The organism is Candidatus Manganitrophaceae bacterium, assembly GCA_012960925.1.
Taxonomy (GTDB): Bacteria; Nitrospirota; Nitrospiria; order SBBL01; family JAADHI01; genus DUAG01.
Window position 1 is genome coordinate 13,527 of sequence record DUAG01000078.1, and the last position, 19,646, is coordinate 33,172.

Here is a 19,646-nt window from a genome sequence, read left to right on the forward strand (position 1 = left end):
TTCCTCCCCCTGTGCAAACGGGGATAGGGTGAGGAAAAATATTACTTAGGGAGGGCTTAACCATGAAGCTTATTTTGAAAGAAGATGTTGTACAGCTCGGTCAGATGGGAGACCTGGTCGATGTAGCAGACGGGTATGCGAGAAATTACCTCCTTCCACAGAAAAAAGCAACTTTCGCGACGACCCGGAATGTAAAATTATTTGAGCATGAAAAACGAGTCGTTTCCGATCAGGTCAGGAAAGAGCGTTTTTCGGCGGAAGAGACTGCGAGAAAAATAGAAGCCCTTGTAATCCGCATCCCCGTCAAGGTGGGTGAAGAAGGGAAGCTTTTTGGATCGGTGACCTCAAAAGACATCGGTGAAGCGGTGGCCGCTGGGGGTATTGGAGTGGACAAGCGTAAGATTCTTCTTGATAAGCCGATTAAGGAACTCGGAATCTTCGAGATCAAGATCAAGATTCATAATGACATCACCGCCCAGATTAAAGTCGAAGTTGTGGGCATGGATGAGGTTGTGACTGAGGCCGTAGAAAAAGCTGCAGAACCGACCGTAGACGAGGTTGTTTCAGAGGCAGCGGATGTGGCAGGTGATACGGCTGAAAATGAGTCCGTGGAAGATACGGGTGAAGAAGCTTCCGAGTAAGTCTCCGAGACTGTTCCTCTCTACCCACGACACAATATTGTCTAAAGTGTTCTCCCAGGATCCACACGTGGGTCTTGGGTTTCCTTCTCTCTCCTCCCTTCCCCCCCCCCTCCTCCTGCTTGACTCTTCTGTCTGATAAGGGATAAGATTTGTCTATGTATCCCTTTGTTTGGTCTGCCTTTTTTCTTTTTATGTTGACCTTCTTCCCTGTCGCTTCCGAGGCGGAGACGATACATGTCCTCACCTATGAAGGCATCATCAATCCTGTCACATCTGAACTGTTCGTCAATGCCATTCATAAAGCAGAACAGGCTGAGGCCGAGGCCTTGATTATCCAACTCGATACCCCAGGCGGACTCGATCTTTCAATGCGCGCCATCATCAAGGCGATGATTGCCTCAGAGGTTCCGATCATTATCTATGTGGCGCCCAGCGGGGGTCGTGCTGCCTCGGCAGGGGTATTCATCGCCCTTGCGGCACATGTGTCGGCCATGGCCCCCGGAACCAATATTGGTGCGGCCCATCCGGTGGCAATGGGGGGGCAGAAAATAGATGAGGAGATGCAGAAAAAACTGGAGAATGATGCCGCGGCTTATATTCGGTCCCTGGCCGAGCGTCAGGGTCGAAACGGTGTGTGGGCTGAGGATGCGGTCCGGAACTCGGTCTCGATCACAGAGACGGAGGCACTTGAAAAGAATGTTGTCGACCTGATCGCGGAAGATCTTCCGGACCTGATCCGACAGATAGACGGCAGGACGGTGGTCACCATGAAGGGAAAGCGCCTCCTCGTGACTGCGGATGTGGAGATTATCGAGAACCCGATCAGTCTGCGCATCCGCATTCTCAAGGCGATCTCTGATCCGAATGTGGCCTACATCCTGATGCTTCTCGGAACGACTGGGCTAATTGCTGAACTTTATAGTCCAGGTGCCATCTTTCCGGGCGTGGTCGGCGCCATTTGCCTGATTCTCGCCTTTTTTGCCTTTCAAACCCTGCCGATTAATTACGCCGGGCTTCTCTTGATTTTATTGGCGATCGTCCTTTTTATTGCCGAGGTGATGGTCCAGAGCTTTGGTATTCTCGCAATGGGGGCGGTGACGGCCCTCTTCTTCGGGTCCTTGATGCTGATCGATTCCGATATCCCGTCACTTCGGATCTCAATCTCGGTGATCCTCACGACGACTTCTGTCACAGCGCTCTTTTTTATCGTGGTCCTGCGCGCGGCCTGGAAGTCCCAGCGGGCTCCATCCCTCACCGGGGTGGCGCAACTCGTGGGTGAGATAGGGGTGGCGCAGGCCGATCTTTCTCCTGGAGGGCCGTTTCGAATTCAAAGAGAGATCTGGCAGGCCGAAAGCGAAGAGACCGTTCGGGCGGGAGAACAGGCAAAGGTGATCGAAGTGGTTGGATTGAAGCTGAAAGTAAAGAAGTTAGGGTCTTTCCCGAAATAAAAATAGGAGGATACAAATGTTCCCGACCTTTCCTGTCATGGTGGCCGTCCTCTTCGTCCTCTTCATCCTCGTCAATGGTGTCCGAATCCTGAAAGAGTATGAGCGGGCGGTGGTCTTTCGTTTGGGACGGGTCCTTACGAAAGGGGCCTTCTATGGGGGGAACGGACCCGGCCTGATCATCCTGATCCCCTTTATCGACAAGATGGAGCGTGTCAGTCTCCGGACCGTCACGATGGATGTCCCGGCACAGGATATTATTACTCGGGATAATGTGACCGTCAAGGTCAATGCCGTCCTCTATTTCCGTGTCGTTGAGGAGCAGAAGGCGATCCTGAATGTTGAAAATTTTCTCTATGCCACATCCATGATTTCGCAGACGACCTTGCGAAGCGTTCTCGGACAGAGCCAGTTGGATGATCTTCTTGCCAACCGGGAAGAGATCAATGTCGAGCTCCAGAGAATCATCGACCAGCAGACTGAACCCTGGGGGATCAAGGTCAGCGCGGTCGAGGTGAAGAATGTGGACCTGCCGCAGGAGATGCTTCGGGCCATCGCCAAACAGGCCGAAGCGGAACGCGAACGGCGGGCCAAGGTTATTCATGCCCAGGGAGAATTTGAGGCCTCGCAGAAATTGGCCGACGCGGCACATATCATTGCGACCGAGCCTGCGACGCTCCAGCTCCGGTTCCTACAAACGCTCACCGAGAACAGTTCAACCATCGTCTTCCCGGTCCCGATCGACCTGATCTCCTCCTTTTCGAAGCCGAAGAAGAAGGAGTAGTGGCGTGCTGAAGGGTTATTGTTTTCGCATCGATTCGAGGAATACTGCACTGGTAATCATGAAAAATCCGGCGACGATCCCCAGAACGCTTGCTGATTCCCACTGAATGATCCAAAAGAAAAGGCCGACGATCAGAAAGAGTTTCAGGCTGTATCGGAATTGTTGTTTCTTTCTGGAAGGGGGATCAAGGATCTGCTGCTGAAACATTCGATGTAAACTTCGGAAGTTAAACATGCCCAGCAGACCGCCGATGAGAAGTGAAGCCCCGAAGTTCCCAAAGACAAAAAGGGTTGCGACACCGCAGGCGGCCAGAATCAGGAGGCTATGCTTCTCGATCCGGCGGAGGACGGCGTTGCTCTTTGCCAGAAATTCTTCAGGGTCGATCTCGGATTGCTGTGCATTGTCCTGAACCATCTAAATCTTTTTTAACACCTTGTAGGCGGCGCGGACGGTCTTCTCGATGTCTGAAGGGGAATGTGCTATTGAGAGGAAGAGTGCTTCAAAAGGGGAAGGGGCAAGATAGACTCCTTCTTCCAGCAGGCCGAGAAAAAACTTTCCGAAGCGGACCCGGTCGGTCTTCAAGGCCCCCTCGTAGTCCTTGACCTTTTTATCGGTAAAGAAAAAGGTCATCTGTGACCCGATCCGGTTGATCTGAAGGGGAATCTTTGCCTTACGGGCGACATCAGAAATCCCTTCCTCGAGGGCAGCGGAACGTGCCTCCAGTTTTTCGTAAACACCGGATTCCTGAAGCAGGCGCAATGTTGCGATTCCGGCGGACATCGCCAAGGGGTTGCCGGAGAGGGTTCCCGCCTGGTAGACCGGACCGACCGGCGCAATCTGATCCATGATTTCTTTCTTCCCTCCATAGGCCCCGACCGGCAATCCTCCGCCGATGATTTTTCCCAGACAGGTCAGATCCGGTCTAATGCCGTAGCGTTCCTGTGCGCCGCCGGGCGCGACCCTGAAACCGCTCATGACCTCGTCAAAGATCAGGACAATGCCGAAAGGACGGGTCAACTCCCGAAGACCCGGAAGAAAACCATTTTCTGGAACAATCGTTCCCATATTGCCTGGAACCGGTTCGACGATCAGGCAGGCAATCTGGTTTCCCAACTTCTCGAAGGTCTTACGAAGGGCGCTCAGGTTATTGAAAGGGACCGTGAGCGTGTCGCGTGCTAGATCGGGCGGGACGCCGGGAGAATCAGGGATCCCGAGGGTTGTGGCGCCCGACCCGGCCTTGACAAGGAGGGAGTCGGCATGGCCGTGATAACAGCCTTCAAATTTCACAATCTTGTTCCGACCCGTATATCCCCTGGCGAGACGAATGGCGCTCATCGTCGCCTCTGTTCCGGAATTGACGAAGCGGACTCGTTCCATCAGGGGAAAGTTTTCCTGGACCCGCTTGGCGAGCGTGACCTCTAGTTTTGTCGGCGCCCCGAAGCTGGTCCCGAGGGCCGCGGCCTTCTGAACGGCCTCCACCACCTTTGGATGCGCATGGCCGACGATCATCGGTCCCCAGGAGAGGACGTAATCGATAAAGCGATTGCCATCGATATCTACGATCTTGCTCCCCTTTGCCCGTTTGATGAAGAGGGGATTCCCCCCGACCGACTTGAACGCCCGCACCGGTGAGTTTACGCCGCCCGGAATCCGTCTCTGTGCTTCCTCGAACAGTGCCTCTGATTTGTCTCGTTTCATAGTGCGTCATTTTATGGAACAGGGCGAAACAAGTCAAGCCGTGCTTTTAAACCCAAGATCCAATCGTGGATATTGGGTTCAGGAGCAAATCGTATAGATCTCAGCATCCTTAATTCCGGATGGACTATTTCGATTGACGGCAAGAGTCGTTGATGCTACTGTAACCAGAGCGGTATGTTATATATATTTAATTTGAGGAAGATCTGATGGCATGGGAGCCGAGAAAGCCTGAAGGGGAAAGTGGCGATCCCTTCGTAAAATTGATGAAGGACCTCCAGAAGCTGGGGGCCGGAGGCCCTATTAACTTTAAGGGCTTGAAGCCGATCATTGGGATCCTCGTTGTACTCTTCTTATTATGGAAAGGGTTCTACATTGTCGCGCCGGACGAACAGGGGGTTGTCCTCCGTTTCGGGGAGCTTGTCCGGACAGCCGAGCCCGGCCCCCATCTCAAAATTCCTTTTGTAGAGACCGTTCTTCTTCCCAAGGTGACAAAACTCCATCGTATCGAGATCGGGTTCCGCACCACCCGCGGTGGGTCCCAGACCGTCCCGAGAGAGGCCTTGATGGTGACCGGTGATGAGAACATTGTCGCGGTTGAATTGATCGTGCAGTTCCGTATCCTGGACGCCGAGGACTTCCTCTTCAACGTCGCCGATATCGGGCCAACCATCAAAAAAGTGGCCGAGGCCTCTATCCGGCAGATCATCGGCCAAAGCCAGATCGATGAGGCCCTGACGGTCGGGAAGGCCAGGATTCAGCAGGACACCCAGATTGTGCTTCAACGGATACTGGATGAGTACGAGGCGGGGGTTCAGATCACGGCCGTCCAGTTACAGGATGTCGATCCGCCCGGTGCGGTTGAGGCCTCTTTTAAGGACGTGGCGAGTGCCAAGGAGGACAAGGAAAAGTTAATCAACGAGTCCCATGGTTATCGCAATGACATCATCCCAAGGGCCAAGGGGGAGGCGGCACAGGTCATCAATGAGGCACAGGCCTATTCCGAAGCACGGGTTCGACGGGCTGAGGGAGAGGCGGATCGTTTTTTACAGACCTTGAAGGAATATCGTCAGGCGAAGGGGATCATTCGGAAGCGGATCTACATTGAGACGATGGAGGAGGTTCTGTCTAATATTGAGAAAATCATCATTGACGACAGCCTGGGTGGAAAAGTGCTTCCTTTGCTCCCTCTCGGAAAAGCGGGACTTGGAGAAATGAGCGGGAGGGGAAGGCGATGAAAAAGAAAGACCTCATGGGCATTGCCGTTCTGGCCTTCTTTGTCCTGCTGATGATCGGGGTCTCCCCTTTCTTTGTGGTGGATATCGTCCAGACGGCGATCGTCGTTCAACTGGGAAAACCGGTCCGAACCATTACCGAACCGGGCTTGAAGTTCAAGATCCCTTTTATCCAGGAGGTGATCAAATTTGACAAGCGTCTCCTTGACTATGACTCAGAGCCGCAGGATGTGGTGACCCGGGACAAGAAGACCCTGGTGATCGACAACTTTGCGAAGTGGCGGATCGTCGATCCCCTGAAGTTCTATGAAGCCTTCCGGACACAACGCGCGGCACGCTCCCGTCTGGACGACATCATTTATTCTGAACTGCGTGTCGATCTGGGGCAGCACGATCTCTCAGAGATCATTTCTCAAAACCGCTCGGAAATTATGGCCACGGTGACCCGCCTGACAAATGAGAAGGCCCTGGTCTATGGAATTGAGATTGTGGATGTCCGGATCAAGCGGGCCGATCTTCCGGAGCAGAACGAAAAGGCGGTCTTTACCCGGATGCAGGCAGAGCGGGGAAGAGAGGCAAAGCGCTATCGCTCCGAAGGGGCCGAACAGGCCCAGAAGGTTCGCTCAGAGGCCGAGAAAGAGAAAGAGATTCTCCTTGCCGAGGCCTACAAGACACAGCAGGAGTTGATGGGGAAGGGCGACGCTGAGGCCTTCCGGATCTACGCGGAGGCCTATGGTCAGGATGTGAAGTTCTTTGAATTCATCCGGTCGATGGATGCCTATAAAAAGGTATTCAAGGATGGGAAGTCCATGATCGTCCTCAGCCCGGACTCGGAGTTCTTCAAGCACCTAGAAGGTGTGAAGTAAGGCTCTGCCATGACGGTTCAATTGAATCGGTTCCGCAAGGCCGTCGCGCAGTTTGATGCCGTCAATTGTGAAGATCCTAACCAGGAATCCTACCAGGGAAAGACCTTTCCAAAAGAATTACTCTACGCACAACGGATGACCGCCTGCCTGGCCCAGCTTGCCCCTGACGCATCGGAGGCCCTTCGCCTCGCCGCAAGATCCCAGCACATTGCCCGCTGGGAAATCCCCCGAAGCAACTACCCCTTGGACCGGCTCGGCTATCAAAAATGGCGGACAACCCTGAACCGTTTTCACGCGGAAAAGGCAGGTGAAATCCTTAGCATACTTGAATACAACGATGAAACAATCTCACGCGTCCAGGGCTTTCTTCTCAAAAAACATCTCAAGAGTGATCCTGAGATGCAGCTTCTGGAGGATGTGATCTGCCTGGTCTTCCTGGAAAGTTATTTCTCCGATTTTTCAAAGAAGCATGAGGAGAATAAGATGATCGAGATTGTTCAAAAAACCTGGAAGAAAATGTCCGCCCGTGGTCATGAAGCCGCGCTTCAGTTGGACCTGCGACCCGAGGATCTTGCCCTTATCAGGAAGGCGCTTTCGCAGAGCCTTTCAAGATAGGTTCCTGTTTGAGCATGTAATCAGGTTTTTCAAAGAAGCAGACTTCATCTTGACAATTTCCAGGGACAAGGTTATATTGCGAGGCTTGATAGGCGCTCTAGATGATATAGGGATTCACTCTCATTATCGTTAATGTCTCAAGGATGGGCCTTGAAAAACGGGTTTATTTCATGGTGAGCGCAAACCTCCCTCTTCTTGGGCAGGGTTTGGCGAGCGGATAAAAATAAAGAGGATCGTCCTCGAGTTGGAGAGTTCTTGCCGCTCTGTGGCAGGTTTCTTCAAATTTAAATATCTTTTAAAGGGAGGAACAATAGTGCGTAAAGTTATAGAAAGAGTACTTCTTCTGTCCATTTTTTTGATTTTCACATCAGTGGTTGCCCAGGCGGCGACGATCAAGGTGGCGATGCTGAACACGGGTACCGATGGCACGTCTCAGATGGTTTTTGAGCCGGCCTTTATCGAAGCCAAGGTGGGAGACACGATCGAATTTGTTGTCACCGACGTCCTCCATCAGCCTGTCTCTGTTTCTGTCCCTGAAGGCCAGGCAACATGGCATGTAGAGCCCAGTGAGGGTGTCACGGTGAAGATCACGAAGGACGGGGTCTTCTTCTTCAAATGTGAAACACATGCCATTCTGGGCATGTCCGGGATCATTCAGGTGGGTAGTTCGAAGGCGAACCTTGATGCAGCAACAGAAGCTGTCGAGGAATACGTTGAAGGGCTGGCCATGAATGCGGACCGCATTGAGGGTTTGCTGGCAAAGGTAAAGTAGGGTTTTTTCCCTTCCTGAACGTCATAAAATAGGGTGAGCGATGCTCACCCTATTTTATTTTCCGCAAGCTTAAGCCTGTTTCAGGCGGACCTCTTTAATCGCATCGGAAACCTGAAGGGAGAGTTTGCCTAAGATTTTCTTGAGTCCCAACTGGTGGTTATATTCCTCAAGGGTCATATCTTCCAGCATCACACGAAAAGGTACATTGTCTTCAGCCATCTCGACCCCCTGGGTGTAAGTTGCAAGGGCGGCTGTCTCTATTTCGAGTCCAAATTCCAGCATCTCCGTCAGGTCCGTCGTCTGCTTGATCGGGGCGGGTTCGACGGTTGGAATCCCCCCCAATCCGACAACATATATTCCCAGTTTCCGGGCATGACTAAAACTGTCGTTGCTCATGTCTCCAAAGAAACCGGAGTGGACTTCCCGGTAGGTTCCCTGAAGGAGTACACTGTTTTGAGAATATTGAATGGCGCCGCCATATTCCAGGCTGATCGCGCTGTTGAGAAGACTGATCATCGCTTGCGAATCCATGGGAAATTCCTCCTCATTTTTGAGTGACAAAATTCTAATGCAAGAGTCCACCTATAAAGGTCAGTATACAAGCTCAGGATGAGGCAATCAAGGACAATGTTTTTCTATCCTGTTGATTTCATTGGGCGATATTGATTTTGACAATTGATATCGAGACCGGGACGAGATCCAGGTGAGAATAGAAATCACTCTCTTCGGAGAACCTTTTTTTGACGATGAAAAGTGATCGTAATCCGAGGAAATATTATTGGCAGGCCCGTTTTTAGGAAAGCTCTGATTAAGTCTGTGTTGAATTTTTCGGGAGCTAAAATGTCTCGATTCAAGGCGAAAATCGCAGGGAATAGCCAGCTATTTGGAAGAACCACGCCCGGAAGGCGAGGATTCTACGACACGAAACGAAAAAGGTCTTTATTTTTATTCGCTCGCTAACTCCGTACGCTTGCTATGCGTGTCAAGATTTGAAACGCAGAAGCGTGACATAAGGGCCCTGAAAAAACAATTCATGACTTGATCAGAGCTTCCCTAGTAAATAAACGGTGTCCGAAGGCTCTTCTTCGGTAGGACAGTATTGTCGATAAGACCATCACAAAGCCGAATAATTCGCGTCGCATAGGCCGCGATGTATTCTTCGTGCGTGACCAGAATGATGGTGTTGCCCTGTTCGTAGAGTGTGTTGAACAATCCCATGATTTCAGTGCCTGTTTTGCTGTCGAGGTTCCCTGTCGGTTCATCCGCAAGAATGAGGGAGGGCTTTGTGACCAGGGCCCTTGCGATTGCAACACGTTGTTTTTGCCCACCCGATAACTCATTGGGTCGATGTGTCATTCGGTCACCCAGGCCAACCTTTTCCAGGACCTGTCTCGCCATCTTTCCCCGAAGTGAGGAGGGAATGCCGAGGTATATCAGGGGCAACTCGACATTTTGGAGGGCAGTCACACGGGGAAGGAGATTAAAGGACTGAAACACAAAGCCGATATGCTTGTTTCTAATTTCCGATAATTGGTTGTCACTCAGGCTTTTTACATCCTTATCTCCGAAATGGTATTTCCCCGAAGAAGGGGTATCCAGACATCCTAGAATATTCATCAATGTTGATTTTCCAGAGCCGGATGGGCCCATCACCGCGAGATATTCATTGGTCTTTATGGACAGGTTAATATCATGCAAGACCGGAATTTCCTCCGATCCCATCCGATAAGACTTAACGACATCTTGCATTTCAATCAGCATGTCTACCCTACCTGTCCCCGGCCTTTCATCTATTCATATCGAAGCGCGTCAATGACATTCTTGTTGGCGGCCCGAAGTGCCGGATAGATTCCCGCCACCGTACCGATCCCCGCACAGATTATAAAACTGTAAGCAATCCATTCCATCGGCAGGATCATCCCCTCTCCAATTCTGTATTGGTTGAAGGCGATTCCACCCACAATTCCCAATAGCCCTCCGAGGAGGCCCAGGATGATGGATTCGGTCATGAATTGAGTGAGGATGTGAATCTTCTTGGCGCCAATTGCACGTCGTGTCCCGATCTCGCGAATACGCTCGGTCACAGAGATCAGCATGACATTGGCAATCCCAATCCCGCCGACAACAAGTGAGACGAGGGCAATTACCATAATAAACTGACCGAGTTCTTTGTTCGCGTCTTTAATCGTTGCAAGGAAGAAATCCTGCCGTCTGACCCTGAAATCATTCTCGTGCTCCGGATGGATCCGGTGATTTCGTCGAAGGGTTGTTTCGATCTCAAAAAGGGCTTCATCGTAATCGTCGGCTGAACGAATCTGAGCGAGAATGCTCGCGACATGTTTTGTGCCAAACAGGCGCTGCTGCGCCGTCGTCAGTGGGATAAAGATCTGATCGTCGGGGCTTCTCCAGCTTTCCCCCTTGGCTTTCAACGTGCCGACAACCCGATAGCGCTTCCCCGTGATCAGGATAGTTTCGCCGACAGGAGACCGGTCCCCAAATAATTTTTCGTGAACGGTGGCCCCCAAGACACTCACACGCGATCGTCGATTGAGTTCGTCCTGATTAAAAAAGCGACCTTCGATAAGATGCTCATTATTAACGGATTCATATTCGGGTGTTGTGCCGGTAATCCGTGTATTCCAATTTTTGTCTCTGAACTGCACCCCTTTGGAGCCAGAATAAAGGGGTACGGTGGCGGTGATGACTTCCGAATGATCGGCCAGCTCTTTTGCTTCTTCCCACTTCAAACTGACGACACTTGTGTCCGTGCGAACCCCTCGCCTTCTGGAATAGTTGGGACGGATCTGCAGGACATTTGAGCCCAATCCCGCCAAACGTTTATTGATTCTCCTCTGGGTTACTTCTCCGAGTGCAACCACGTGGAGCACTGCGGCAATACCAACCGCCATGCCTGTGAGGATCAGGATAGATCGCAGGGGGTTTGCCTTAAGGGTCTGCAATGCCAGAAGGATATTTTCAAACAGAATCATCTCTTATTTCTTCTTCCTCACGCCGAAACCCCGGCTTCTCTTGATTCTTTCTTCAAGCCGCTTGTTTGCGGCGTTTAATCTGGATGTCATCGGGATGCCGAGGATATCTCCTTCCGAAAGTCCGGAAAGAATCTCGGCCTCCTTAAAATCAGAGAGACCGACCGATATGGTGCGAGATATAAAGACATTGCCCTGTTTTAAGTGAACCACGCGTTCATCCGGCGCGGCATCCGCGCCCTGGATTTTTTTGAACGCAGTCACAGGGGCCAGAAGAATATTGTCCTTTTTGAAAAGAGTCAGTTCCATTTCGGCATTCATTCCGGATTTTAATTTACGATCCGCATTTTCCACCTTGACGACGATATTAAACCGGGTCACACTCTTCTCGTCAGGGTCTGCTTCCGGCGCGATACGGACGACCTCACCCAGAAACTTGAGCTGGGGATAAGCTTCCGCGACGATGGTGGCGGACTGCCCTATTTCCATCTTCCCGATGTCAATTTCGTTAATCCCTGCTTCAATGTACACAGAAACCATGGCGGCGATATCGACAATCGGGTTTCCGCCATCCGCGCCGCTGACGCCGGAGGCAATAATTTGGCCCTCTTCCACATATTTTTGCAGGATAATCCCCGAAATGGGGGCACGAACAATCGATTCGGCCAGCGTTTCCTTGGCGGTGTCAAATTTGGTCAAGGCCTGAATGACCTTTCCCTTGACCACCGCCAGCTTCAGCCCGGTCTCGTCCCGTTCTTCCTCTGAAATGATCTTCCTCTTGTAGAGCGTGTTTCGACGGGTGAACATGCGTTTTGCCTGCTTCAGTTCCGCCCTGGCGATATCGAGGTCTGCCCGGGCCTGCGCAACCGCTGACTTTTCATCCCGCTGATCTAGCTTCGCGATGAGGTCTCCCTTGCGGACAAAATCGCCGGCTTCCACGGGCAGCTTTATGATCCGGCCGCCGGCCTTCGATTTTAACTCAATCCGGTTGATCGGTATCACGGTTCCATCGGCCGTCACCACTTCTTCAAAAGTACCCAGTTCAACCCGGACCTCTTTATACCTTTGGGCATCCCCTTCGGAACTGCTTCCTTTTGGGCTTATCCCCAGGAAATTGATTCCAATTTTGTCTGCCCCATAGTGATTGATCCCAACAATCGCAATCGTAAAAAAGGGAACCACAAGAAGTATTTTTTTAAAGAAAGACATTTTTACTACCGTAATGGGTTGATGGTTCTGTATCCGCGAAACTATACCACAGCATAATGGATTGTAGCCGTAAGGGTCAAGCGTGGGGCCAAGGATGGTGATTGGATCTGAGGGGCTCTCGATGTCGGGTTTATTTCAGGGGGATCGAAACCTGTTGACAGATCCCCAGTGTGACCTCTGGGATATCTTTTGATCAACGCTTATCGATTCCAATATAGTTCTAATCTTAGTTTCCTCTGGTTCTCATTAATAAGACTGATATTCCAAAGCTGGTCATTGTGAGCATCAAGGGTATCTCCGTTAAGGGCCAAGACCGATCTTGCAAGAATGGGGATCTCCGAATCAATCAGGAAAATTGACGAAAAGTTAGGACTTTCTAGTTTTATGGAAATAATAGCAGCCTAAATTCAGTCAAATTTTGTAACTGTTTGTAAAAATCTATTTTTATTACGACTTTCGTTAGGCTTAGTATTATCCGGCCCAACAGGGTGATGGGGAACGATCTGCTTTTGAAAAGTTTAAAAAGGTTCTATTATTGTATTAAATCAATGAGTTAAAAAGATGGCAGGGAATGTGCTTTGTATGAATTTTTACAATCACCTTCCCTGCGAGAGGGGCCTTGACGGATTCATTGACTCGAGGTGGGGAATGGGGTACGAAGCAAAAAACCTCTCAAACCACTATTAAACCTTTCTGTAATGGAAACTGTAATGAAGAAGTTCTTGAATGCATTGGTTCTGTCGTTCGTTGTTTTTGCTTTTCTCTCAAAAAAGCAATCTTCGTCTTATCAGTTCAGTTAAAAGAGATCAATCCCTCAAAAGAGGGGGCACCTAGACACGTGTTGGGTTCTTCCTTGACAGATAAATCGCAGAGGATGTACCTTTAATGATAGGGAAAAGGAGGAATCGAAATGGTTCCGAAAAAATATCGGCAATGCGGTTTTCTTGCCCTTGTGGCAGTTGTGACACTGTCCGGGTGCGCGTATGGAACACGTGCGATCTCGGAGGATCTCAAGGTACAGATCACACCCGGGGTGACGTTTCGGGAGGTGATCCGCGACCCTGGATTATCGATCGGGAAAAGAGTTCTTTGGGGAGGGACCATTGTCAGGACGACAGTTACCGAAAGGGGGACCATCCTGGAGATTCTTCAAAAGCCGCTCGATCACAGAGACCGTCCCCTGCGGACGGATGAGAGTGAGGGCCGTTTTTTGATCGAACGCATTAACGCCTTCCTCGATCCGGCCATTTACAAAGAAGGACGAGAGGTTACCGTCATCGGCGAAATCACGGAGGAACGACGGCTTCCACTCGGAGAGATGGTTTACGCCTATCCCTACTTGGTCTCCTCCCATATTCACCTCTGGAGGAAGCGACCTTTTCCCGATGAGCGTTATGCGGGACCCCCTTACCCCTATCCTTACTTCTACCCCTACTGGTTCACCTCTTTTGGCATCCATCGACACTTTTGAGCACGCATAGAGAGCGTAATCCTCGCCCCTCTGGGGCGGGGTTCTTCGATCTTTTCAAGAGACATTCACCCCCTCGCTACGATCCTGTTTTCCCGACAGGTGCTTTCACAAGAAGTGACATCAGGCGAAAGGTCTGCAGCGCTTCTTCGATCACCGTCCCCTCTTTAAGCGCGGGATGGTCAAATACAAGATAACGATGGATCTTTAAGAACGGTCTGTTTTCTAACGCCGCGCTGACTTCTTTTTTATTGTCCTTCCGAATTTCAAGGAGGGTGTTTGAGTCTAAACGCCATTCCCAGAGGGTATCGGTCATCAGGATGAACAGTCCTTGATTGGCAAGAGCGATGTAATGGTCCAGCAGATTTCTTTTATATTGATGGAGATATTCTCCTTCTAGTATTAAGGAGAAGACAAAAAAATGCCCCCACCAGAACAGGGTGCGAAAAGTCAGTTTCTCCTGACCTTTAAAAAACTTTGGGAAGTCCAGGTAGAGATAGGGAAAGCCCTGAAGGTGCTCTCCTTTGACGAACTGATAATTTTCAGGATCAAATTCCCGGGGAGCGAGAAAAGAAATTTCACGAAGCTCCTCCTTTAATTCAAAATGCAGTTGGAGGAGGAGAGTTTTGACCTTTTGGGAAACGGTGGCCTTGGTTTCAAAAAAATGGGTATCCTGGATAAGTGCGTGCTCTTCAATAGTAAAATGAACCGGTGTGTTGATAGGATCTGGACCTTTTATCCCTACTTTATTGTTCATTTTAATTACTCCTAAGCCCCGCCTGATCTCCGCCGGGAGAGGGAAGGCCGAATCTTCTGCAAATCTCCGTCATCCTGTTCTGGCAACGGAGAACAAGTTCCGGATCGCCGCGGCGTTTATAGAGATGTGCCAGACCGCGTAGCGCCTCGATTTCACCATAGGGATCGCCCAGGCTTCCGAAATGGGTTGCTGCGTAGTTCAAACAGATTTCGGCATCACGATCATTGCCGTCCTTTGTGAAAAGACGACCAAGTTGTCCCCAGGTTGTGGCAAGCCCCTCTTCAAAGCCGGTTTTTTTGTGAAGCTCCACTGATTTTTTTAGATAGTCAATGCCTTCATCGAGTTCCCCTTTGTCTTGAGCGAGTAGACCGAAATTACTATAGAGTACGGCCAGAGAGTGCGTATCTTTTTCTTTCTCCAAGAGATCTTCGGCCTCGAGGTAGTAGGCTTCCGCGCGTGTTTTGTCCCCGTTTTCCCGTGCAAGATTTCCAAGGTTTACAAGGGTCAGTCCGACGGCATGTGGATCGCTCTTTTCCTGTTGCAGAGACAAGACCTCCCGGTAGTACTCCTGCGAACGGTCCGGCACGTCAAGTTGTGCGTAAATATTTCCGATGTTGATTAAGAGATCGATCCGGTAGTTCAGAGTTTTGTTGGGTCCCAGGGCTTCCAGATCGGCCTCAAAGCAACGCAAGGCCGCTGGATAGTCCCGACGATGCAAAAAACGCTTTCCGTTGAGAAAAAGGCCGCTTCGATCTGTATCCATCGGGGCGTCAATCTTATTGGGGTCGGGTTGTGTCATGCTCTTTAAAATAACGGATCGGGTGTTTTAAATCAAAACTTAATGCAACGATCCTAGGATGCCTGTATTTGGCTTCGCGAGACCCATTCCTTCAGGGCACGGCCCGAGGGGCACAGAACCCGGAGTGTATGGTTTATATGTGAGGATTCAAGCACCACCGCAACGCCGGCATGGAGGAAGGGACTGGTGTGCTGAATCGTTGCAGCTATCTGTTGACAAAATGAACCAGAATAGTCGGATAATGAGTCCGTTAAAGTTGTTCTTCAATGTTTTTCTCAAATTTTTAAAACAATTGAAGGTCGTGATTCGACATGTCTCCTGAGAGAAAAGCCCCCACTGTTCAAAAAAAGTGGGAAATGAATGCACGAAAAGTCTCTTTTGCAAAATCATTCCCGGGATGCTTAGAGGGATGGACTGATGCTGTTGGAAAAAAATAGAACAGGTTGTCGTGCTGGAAAAAGAAAAGGCCGAGGTGGTTATCTTTATCGATGGGACCTTTGTTTTTGTTTCCGCTGCAGATTTAAAGCCCGCGGTGCTGATCAAATTCCTGCTCAAAGCAAGACCCTTTTTGGAACGTCACTATAAGGGTGCCTACGAAACGCTTGATCAACTCATTGCCTCAGATAAGGATTTACAGCGTTTATCCCGTTTGGGAAATATCATGGGCGCCATCCAAAATAATTACGCACAGATCCCCGAGTTGAAAGCAGAGCTGAGCCGTTTTCTGAAGAAAGTTGAACAAAAGTCCGTTGCTCAGGACATTTCTGGAATCGAAAAGTGAAAGCGTGCTTGTAATCTGGAAGAATCCATGGGGATAGAAATATTCGGGGCCATTGCCGTTTCATCCATGGTGATCTGCTACGCTCTTGAGCAGAAGTCTCATTATTTTGTGCTGGCCTTTTCTATTTCGTGTTTAGCCGCGGCTTTATATGCCTTTCTCATTCAATCCTGGCCCTTCGCCGTCATTGAAATGCTTTGGTTCTTGATTGCGGCTAGACGCTGGACCTTGCTACGCCGTGTTGAAGGGCGTGAAGACAAATGATCCGGATCATCACCGGGGCAGTCATCTCAGGTTTTAAAGAGACTTCATTGAAAGACACGTGCCAGTGATTCTTGAACGCTTGGTCTCCCACCTGAGGCAACATCTTTTTTTCTCCTCTGGTGAAAGAGGGTGAGCGTTTTATTCGCTTTGGCCAAGACAACAATCTGTTCACAGTACTGCTCAATATTCTCTCCAGGAAGCGCCCATAACGCCACTTCATCTGAGAGTGCATCCAAATATGTTCTGGCCCCGCAGCACCCCAGGCTCACGGCTGCCTTACCATTATTCATGACTTGGGGAATGACGGCACATGCAGGATGTCCCATTGCAGGCGCACTGTTTTTATCGACCCGTTGAACGGCTTCGCTGATGATCAGCCCCTGTTGCGCATGAGCAAAAAGCAAGACGATATCGGGATCCATCGGAAGCTCTGCAAGAGGCCCGTAGACAAGATGCTTCACTTTACGATCCAAAACCGGAATTTGGGCGACTTCCTCTTCACGGACGTAATCCAATCCGCTCATCGCCTGTAGTACTTCCCGAAGCTCCCCCTTATATGATGCAGAGGGTTGAGACAGGTTATGGGTATGTACGCCAATGGCACATAGCTCGTGATCTTTGGTTGAAGTCACAAAAATTCCCGTTGCTGCTTCCTGCCAGAAGGAGCATCCGGCCGGGACGGTTCCTTCAAATTCCGGGATATTTTCAGGAAGGTCTTCACAAAAGGACAGCGCAACCGGCGTCAAAGGAAGGTCCAAAGCCTCCTCCAATTGACGTGCAGCAATTTCATTTTTATTCATGTTGACCTCCAAGATTGTCAATGAATTATAAAACAAGACGCGGTACTTCCAAGTCAAGCCCTTTTTCCCCTTTCTGTCCTGCATCACAGCGGGTTGCGCAAGGAATACGGACTCTGCTAACCTGAGCCTTGAAAAGGAGGATGCACATGACAGTCGCAGAATTGATGGCTCGATTTCCTAAAATTCCGAGGACGCTCTCAGATGAACCGCTGGTTGCCGAATTTGCCCAGGCCTGTGGGGAGTGGTTGGCAATGGCGCAGGAACCGAGTGCCTGCTCTACCCAACATGATGCACGGAATCAGTATTATCTGAAGCTCATCGGCCCCATGGCCATACATGGATATGGACTCTCCTCCCGCGAAGATCTTTTGAAGGAGCTTCAGGGTTTTATCGATCGACACAAGGCGGACCCCAGTACGTTTGCGGTGAGTCTGCTCTCACCTGAAACGGTTGAAAAAGAAGTCAAGGGACCTGGTTGTTTTTAATAAAATGATCCTTTAAAAACTGGATGATTGATGCATACTGGAAGGTGTACCCCAGGACATCCTTCACTTTCTGATTAGAGACGCGCCGTTCCGGTGCGGGGGGCGCGGGGCCATCCGATAGAATCGGAACCCCCTTTTCCTGGGAGATCCACTGGGCCAGTTCCCGCCTTCGGAGAAGGCTGTTGTCCACCACATTATAAATCTCACCGACCGGCCCTTCTCTTTCTTGTCCGATCACCCGGTGGATGACACCACAGAGGTCATCCTGATGGACGGACAAGACCCATTGATCCGACATCTCCGATGTGCAGATCTTCCCTTCCCGAATATATCGATAAAAATATCCCCGTGCAAGGCTATACAGTCCGCCCGAACGTAAAATCGTATAGGGAACATCACTTGTGACGACGGCCTGTTCGGTGCGGAGTAGAATCTCTTGACGGTCAGATTCGATGGAAATGTTGTCGTTCTCGTGCCAGGTCTTGTCTTGAGATCGGGGGTAGACGCCCGTGGAGCCAATGAGAATCAGGTGGGGAAGGGGAGGTTTTCTCCGCCTGACCTGTTTGATGAGGAAGACCATGTTTCCGAGATAAGTCTCCCGATAACACGCGAGGTTTCCCCTCCCGGAGGATGGGCAAAAAATAATGTCATCTGCCCATTCCACCAGAGGCAGGAGCGCTTCACTCCGGATCGGCGCAAGGACAAGCGGACAGGGATCGTCCAGCAGGGGCGAGCGCTTGATGCCCCGGATCTCATAGCGCGTGTTGTAGAGGCGGAAGAAAGCAACGCCAAGGGCCCCATATCCGAGGATGAGTACCCGTCGGCGGCGTATCGTGGGATTCATGTCTGTGGTGTCGTCTTGCAGAAGAGGGCAATACTGGCAGTAAATCCGTGAAGAAAGTTTTTCCGGCCGATGGGTCCGATCTCTCCCTGTGCGAAAAAGCCCGCCACGGGGATGTCCCCCAGGCATTCCCGGATGGCACCGATATCGTGATGTTCGCTACCGAAAAACCGTTGACCCCGGCCGTTGCAGGAAAAGAGAAGCGCCGCTTCGGCCCTGGCCTCACCCAGTTCCCTTTTTCGAGTCTCTAAGAGCAGGCGAAGGTCTTCCCGGGCGCTCTCTCCATCCCGGACCTGCAATTGAACCGTTTGCCCCTCTTTGATGAGGTCTCCACAGGTGAGGCTGCCGCTGTCCTGATCAATTCCGATCAGGCTGCGGATGAGGAAGTCACCCCTGCCAAAGTGGCTCTTCTGCTCGTCAACCGCAATGCCAACATGAAGGCCTTCTTGTGCGAGGCGTTTTTCCTGTTCACTAAGTTTTGCATAGGTTTCTTTGACCGACTCGAGGGCAGGCCGACCCCCTAGTTCATGGATCACGTTTCGCTCAGCAGCCGTCACCAGAAAACGATCTCCGACAGGGCGGCAGCCCTGGGAAACGACGGTTTCGAGTTGGATGGCGCCATGGACCATGACACCGACACAGCCTTTTTGTACAAGCTGATTATTAAAAAAGAGGAGATTCTCTCCGGGATTCCGGGAACCGCCGGCTATCCCGCCCAATACCGGCGCGAAGGGAAATTTCTCCTGGAGGAAGCTGAGAAGGGTGTTTGCCGGCGTCGAGAATGGTTCAGCCAACAGTATGAAAAATGGGGAGTTTTCAATCGGGAGGAGTGAATCGGGCCACCCCTTTACCTGGGCGCCGTGGACATTTTCATCAAACGAGAGGTGAAAAGGGAGGAGTGTGACATCGGGCAGGTTTGCGGTCCAGAGTGATATGGCCGGGCCTTGTTCGACCTCAAGAGAGGACCCGATGATTCCCCCGCCGGTACAGCCCAAGAGGACCCTGGCGTTCAAGGCGTGATTGAGGTGGGTGGCAATCTCAGAGGCTGCTTTGCGATGGTGAGAGGAGATAAAAAAAACACACAAGTCTGGGGGCGATCCCATGGCCTGCATCGCATCTGAAGCGAGCTTTTCCACGGCGTTACGTGATTCGGCCTCAGTTGAAATCCCGGCCCAAAATTTCATGGCGATACCATCCCCCAATCA

22 protein-coding genes are annotated in these 19,646 nt (G+C 50.8%); 11 read left to right on the forward strand and 11 right to left on the reverse strand.

Annotation, left to right across the window (positions count from 1 at the left end; all coding sequences use genetic code 11):
* Positions 1–62: 62 nt before the first annotated feature.
* From EYQ01_10735 to EYQ01_10745, 3 genes are all read left to right on the forward strand, one after another.
* On the forward strand, positions 63–641 hold the full coding sequence (locus EYQ01_10735) for a 50S ribosomal protein L9 (protein ID HIE66260.1): 579 nt from the start codon (positions 63–65) through the stop codon (positions 639–641).
* A gap of 155 nt (positions 642–796) precedes the next feature.
* Positions 797–2,089, forward strand: coding sequence for a nodulation protein NfeD (locus EYQ01_10740; GenBank protein HIE66261.1), 1,293 nt, complete (start codon positions 797–799; stop codon positions 2,087–2,089).
* Between the two features lie 16 nt (positions 2,090–2,105).
* Positions 2,106–2,870: a slipin family protein gene (locus EYQ01_10745; GenBank protein ID HIE66262.1), complete on the forward strand. Its 765-nt coding sequence runs from the start codon at positions 2,106–2,108 to the stop codon at positions 2,868–2,870.
* Positions 2,871–2,885: 15 nt separating this feature from the next.
* Here the strand turns inward: EYQ01_10745 and EYQ01_10750 are convergent, their stop codons facing one another.
* Together EYQ01_10750 and hemL are read right to left on the reverse strand one after the other, a co-directional pair.
* Positions 2,886–3,284, reverse strand: a complete 399-nt coding sequence (locus EYQ01_10750; GenBank protein ID HIE66263.1) for an ATP synthase subunit I — start codon at positions 3,282–3,284, stop codon at positions 2,886–2,888.
* Complete coding sequence (gene hemL, locus EYQ01_10755) at positions 3,285–4,568, reverse strand: glutamate-1-semialdehyde-2,1-aminomutase (protein ID HIE66264.1); 1,284 nt, start codon at positions 4,566–4,568, stop codon at positions 3,285–3,287.
* Between the two features lie 206 nt (positions 4,569–4,774).
* Here hemL and hflK point away from each other — a divergent pair, with 206 nt between their 5' ends.
* The 4 genes from hflK (at position 4,775) to EYQ01_10775 (ending at position 8,053) form a co-directional block, all read left to right on the forward strand.
* The gene (gene hflK, locus EYQ01_10760; GenBank protein ID HIE66265.1) at positions 4,775–5,803 is read left to right on the forward strand and encodes an FtsH protease activity modulator HflK; all 1,029 of its coding nucleotides are present in this window, start codon (positions 4,775–4,777) and stop codon (positions 5,801–5,803) included.
* The gene (hflC, locus tag EYQ01_10765; protein ID HIE66266.1) at positions 5,800–6,666 is read left to right on the forward strand and encodes a protease modulator HflC; all 867 of its coding nucleotides are present in this window, start codon (positions 5,800–5,802) and stop codon (positions 6,664–6,666) included. Before hflK ends, hflC begins: the two co-directional genes overlap by 4 nt.
* A 9-nt stretch (positions 6,667–6,675) precedes the next feature.
* Positions 6,676–7,281 (forward strand): DUF4202 domain-containing protein, encoded by a 606-nt coding sequence (locus EYQ01_10770; protein ID HIE66267.1) that lies wholly within the window; start codon positions 6,676–6,678, stop codon positions 7,279–7,281.
* A 313-nt stretch (positions 7,282–7,594) separates the two neighbouring features.
* Positions 7,595–8,053 (forward strand): pseudoazurin, encoded by a 459-nt coding sequence (locus EYQ01_10775; protein ID HIE66268.1) that lies wholly within the window; start codon positions 7,595–7,597, stop codon positions 8,051–8,053.
* Between the two features lie 69 nt (positions 8,054–8,122).
* Here EYQ01_10775 and EYQ01_10780 read toward each other — a convergent pair whose 3' ends face one another.
* The 4 genes from EYQ01_10780 to EYQ01_10795 all read right to left on the reverse strand — a co-directional run bounded on the left by EYQ01_10780 (position 8,123) and on the right by EYQ01_10795 (position 12,249).
* A complete protein-coding gene (locus EYQ01_10780) occupies positions 8,123–8,584 on the reverse strand; it encodes a ferritin-like domain-containing protein (GenBank protein ID HIE66269.1) in 462 nt (153 codons plus the stop codon).
* Between the two features lie 522 nt (positions 8,585–9,106).
* Positions 9,107–9,814 (reverse strand): ABC transporter ATP-binding protein, encoded by a 708-nt coding sequence (locus EYQ01_10785; protein HIE66270.1) that lies wholly within the window; start codon positions 9,812–9,814, stop codon positions 9,107–9,109.
* Positions 9,815–9,843: 29 nt separating this feature from the next.
* Entirely contained in the window at positions 9,844–11,043 is a 1,200-nt protein-coding gene (locus EYQ01_10790) for an FtsX-like permease family protein (protein HIE66271.1), read from the reverse strand.
* 3 nt (positions 11,044–11,046) lie between these two features.
* Positions 11,047–12,249: an efflux RND transporter periplasmic adaptor subunit gene (locus EYQ01_10795; GenBank protein HIE66272.1), complete on the reverse strand. Its 1,203-nt coding sequence runs from the start codon at positions 12,247–12,249 to the stop codon at positions 11,047–11,049.
* A gap of 910 nt (positions 12,250–13,159) precedes the next feature.
* On the opposite strand from EYQ01_10795, the gene EYQ01_10800 reads away from it, so the two are divergent.
* Positions 13,160–13,720 (forward strand): hypothetical protein, encoded by a 561-nt coding sequence (locus tag EYQ01_10800; protein HIE66273.1) that lies wholly within the window; start codon positions 13,160–13,162, stop codon positions 13,718–13,720.
* Positions 13,721–13,796: 76 nt separating this feature from the next.
* Here the strand turns inward: EYQ01_10800 and EYQ01_10805 are convergent, their stop codons facing one another.
* Together EYQ01_10805 and EYQ01_10810 are read right to left on the reverse strand one after the other, a co-directional pair.
* Positions 13,797–14,474, reverse strand: coding sequence for a hypothetical protein (locus EYQ01_10805; GenBank protein ID HIE66274.1), 678 nt, complete (start codon positions 14,472–14,474; stop codon positions 13,797–13,799).
* Position 14,475: 1 nt separating this feature from the next.
* Positions 14,476–15,273: a tetratricopeptide repeat protein gene (locus EYQ01_10810; protein ID HIE66275.1), complete on the reverse strand. Its 798-nt coding sequence runs from the start codon at positions 15,271–15,273 to the stop codon at positions 14,476–14,478.
* A gap of 448 nt (positions 15,274–15,721) precedes the next feature.
* Here EYQ01_10810 and EYQ01_10815 point away from each other — a divergent pair, with 448 nt between their 5' ends.
* Positions 15,722–16,054: a hypothetical protein gene (locus EYQ01_10815; GenBank protein ID HIE66276.1), complete on the forward strand. Its 333-nt coding sequence runs from the start codon at positions 15,722–15,724 to the stop codon at positions 16,052–16,054.
* A 27-nt stretch (positions 16,055–16,081) separates the two neighbouring features.
* On the forward strand, positions 16,082–16,315 hold the full coding sequence (locus tag EYQ01_10820) for a hypothetical protein (GenBank protein ID HIE66277.1): 234 nt from the start codon (positions 16,082–16,084) through the stop codon (positions 16,313–16,315).
* A gap of 44 nt (positions 16,316–16,359) precedes the next feature.
* Here the strand turns inward: EYQ01_10820 and EYQ01_10825 are convergent, their stop codons facing one another.
* On the reverse strand, positions 16,360–17,115 hold the full coding sequence (locus EYQ01_10825; GenBank protein HIE66278.1) for a hypothetical protein: 756 nt from the start codon (positions 17,113–17,115) through the stop codon (positions 16,360–16,362).
* Positions 17,116–17,261: 146 nt separating this feature from the next.
* Between EYQ01_10825 and EYQ01_10830 the strand changes: the two genes are divergently transcribed.
* Positions 17,262–17,600 (forward strand): hypothetical protein, encoded by a 339-nt coding sequence (locus tag EYQ01_10830; protein HIE66279.1) that lies wholly within the window; start codon positions 17,262–17,264, stop codon positions 17,598–17,600.
* Here the strand turns inward: EYQ01_10830 and EYQ01_10835 are convergent.
* The gene (locus EYQ01_10835; protein ID HIE66280.1) at positions 17,578–18,444 is read right to left on the reverse strand and encodes a hypothetical protein; all 867 of its coding nucleotides are present in this window, start codon (positions 18,442–18,444) and stop codon (positions 17,578–17,580) included. The two genes, EYQ01_10830 and EYQ01_10835, sit on opposite strands and share 23 nt — an antisense overlap.
* Positions 18,441–19,625: a hypothetical protein gene (locus EYQ01_10840; GenBank protein HIE66281.1), complete on the reverse strand. Its 1,185-nt coding sequence runs from the start codon at positions 19,623–19,625 to the stop codon at positions 18,441–18,443. The genes EYQ01_10835 and EYQ01_10840 overlap by 4 nt, the downstream gene beginning before the upstream one ends.
* Between the last annotated feature and the right edge of the window lie 21 nt (positions 19,626–19,646).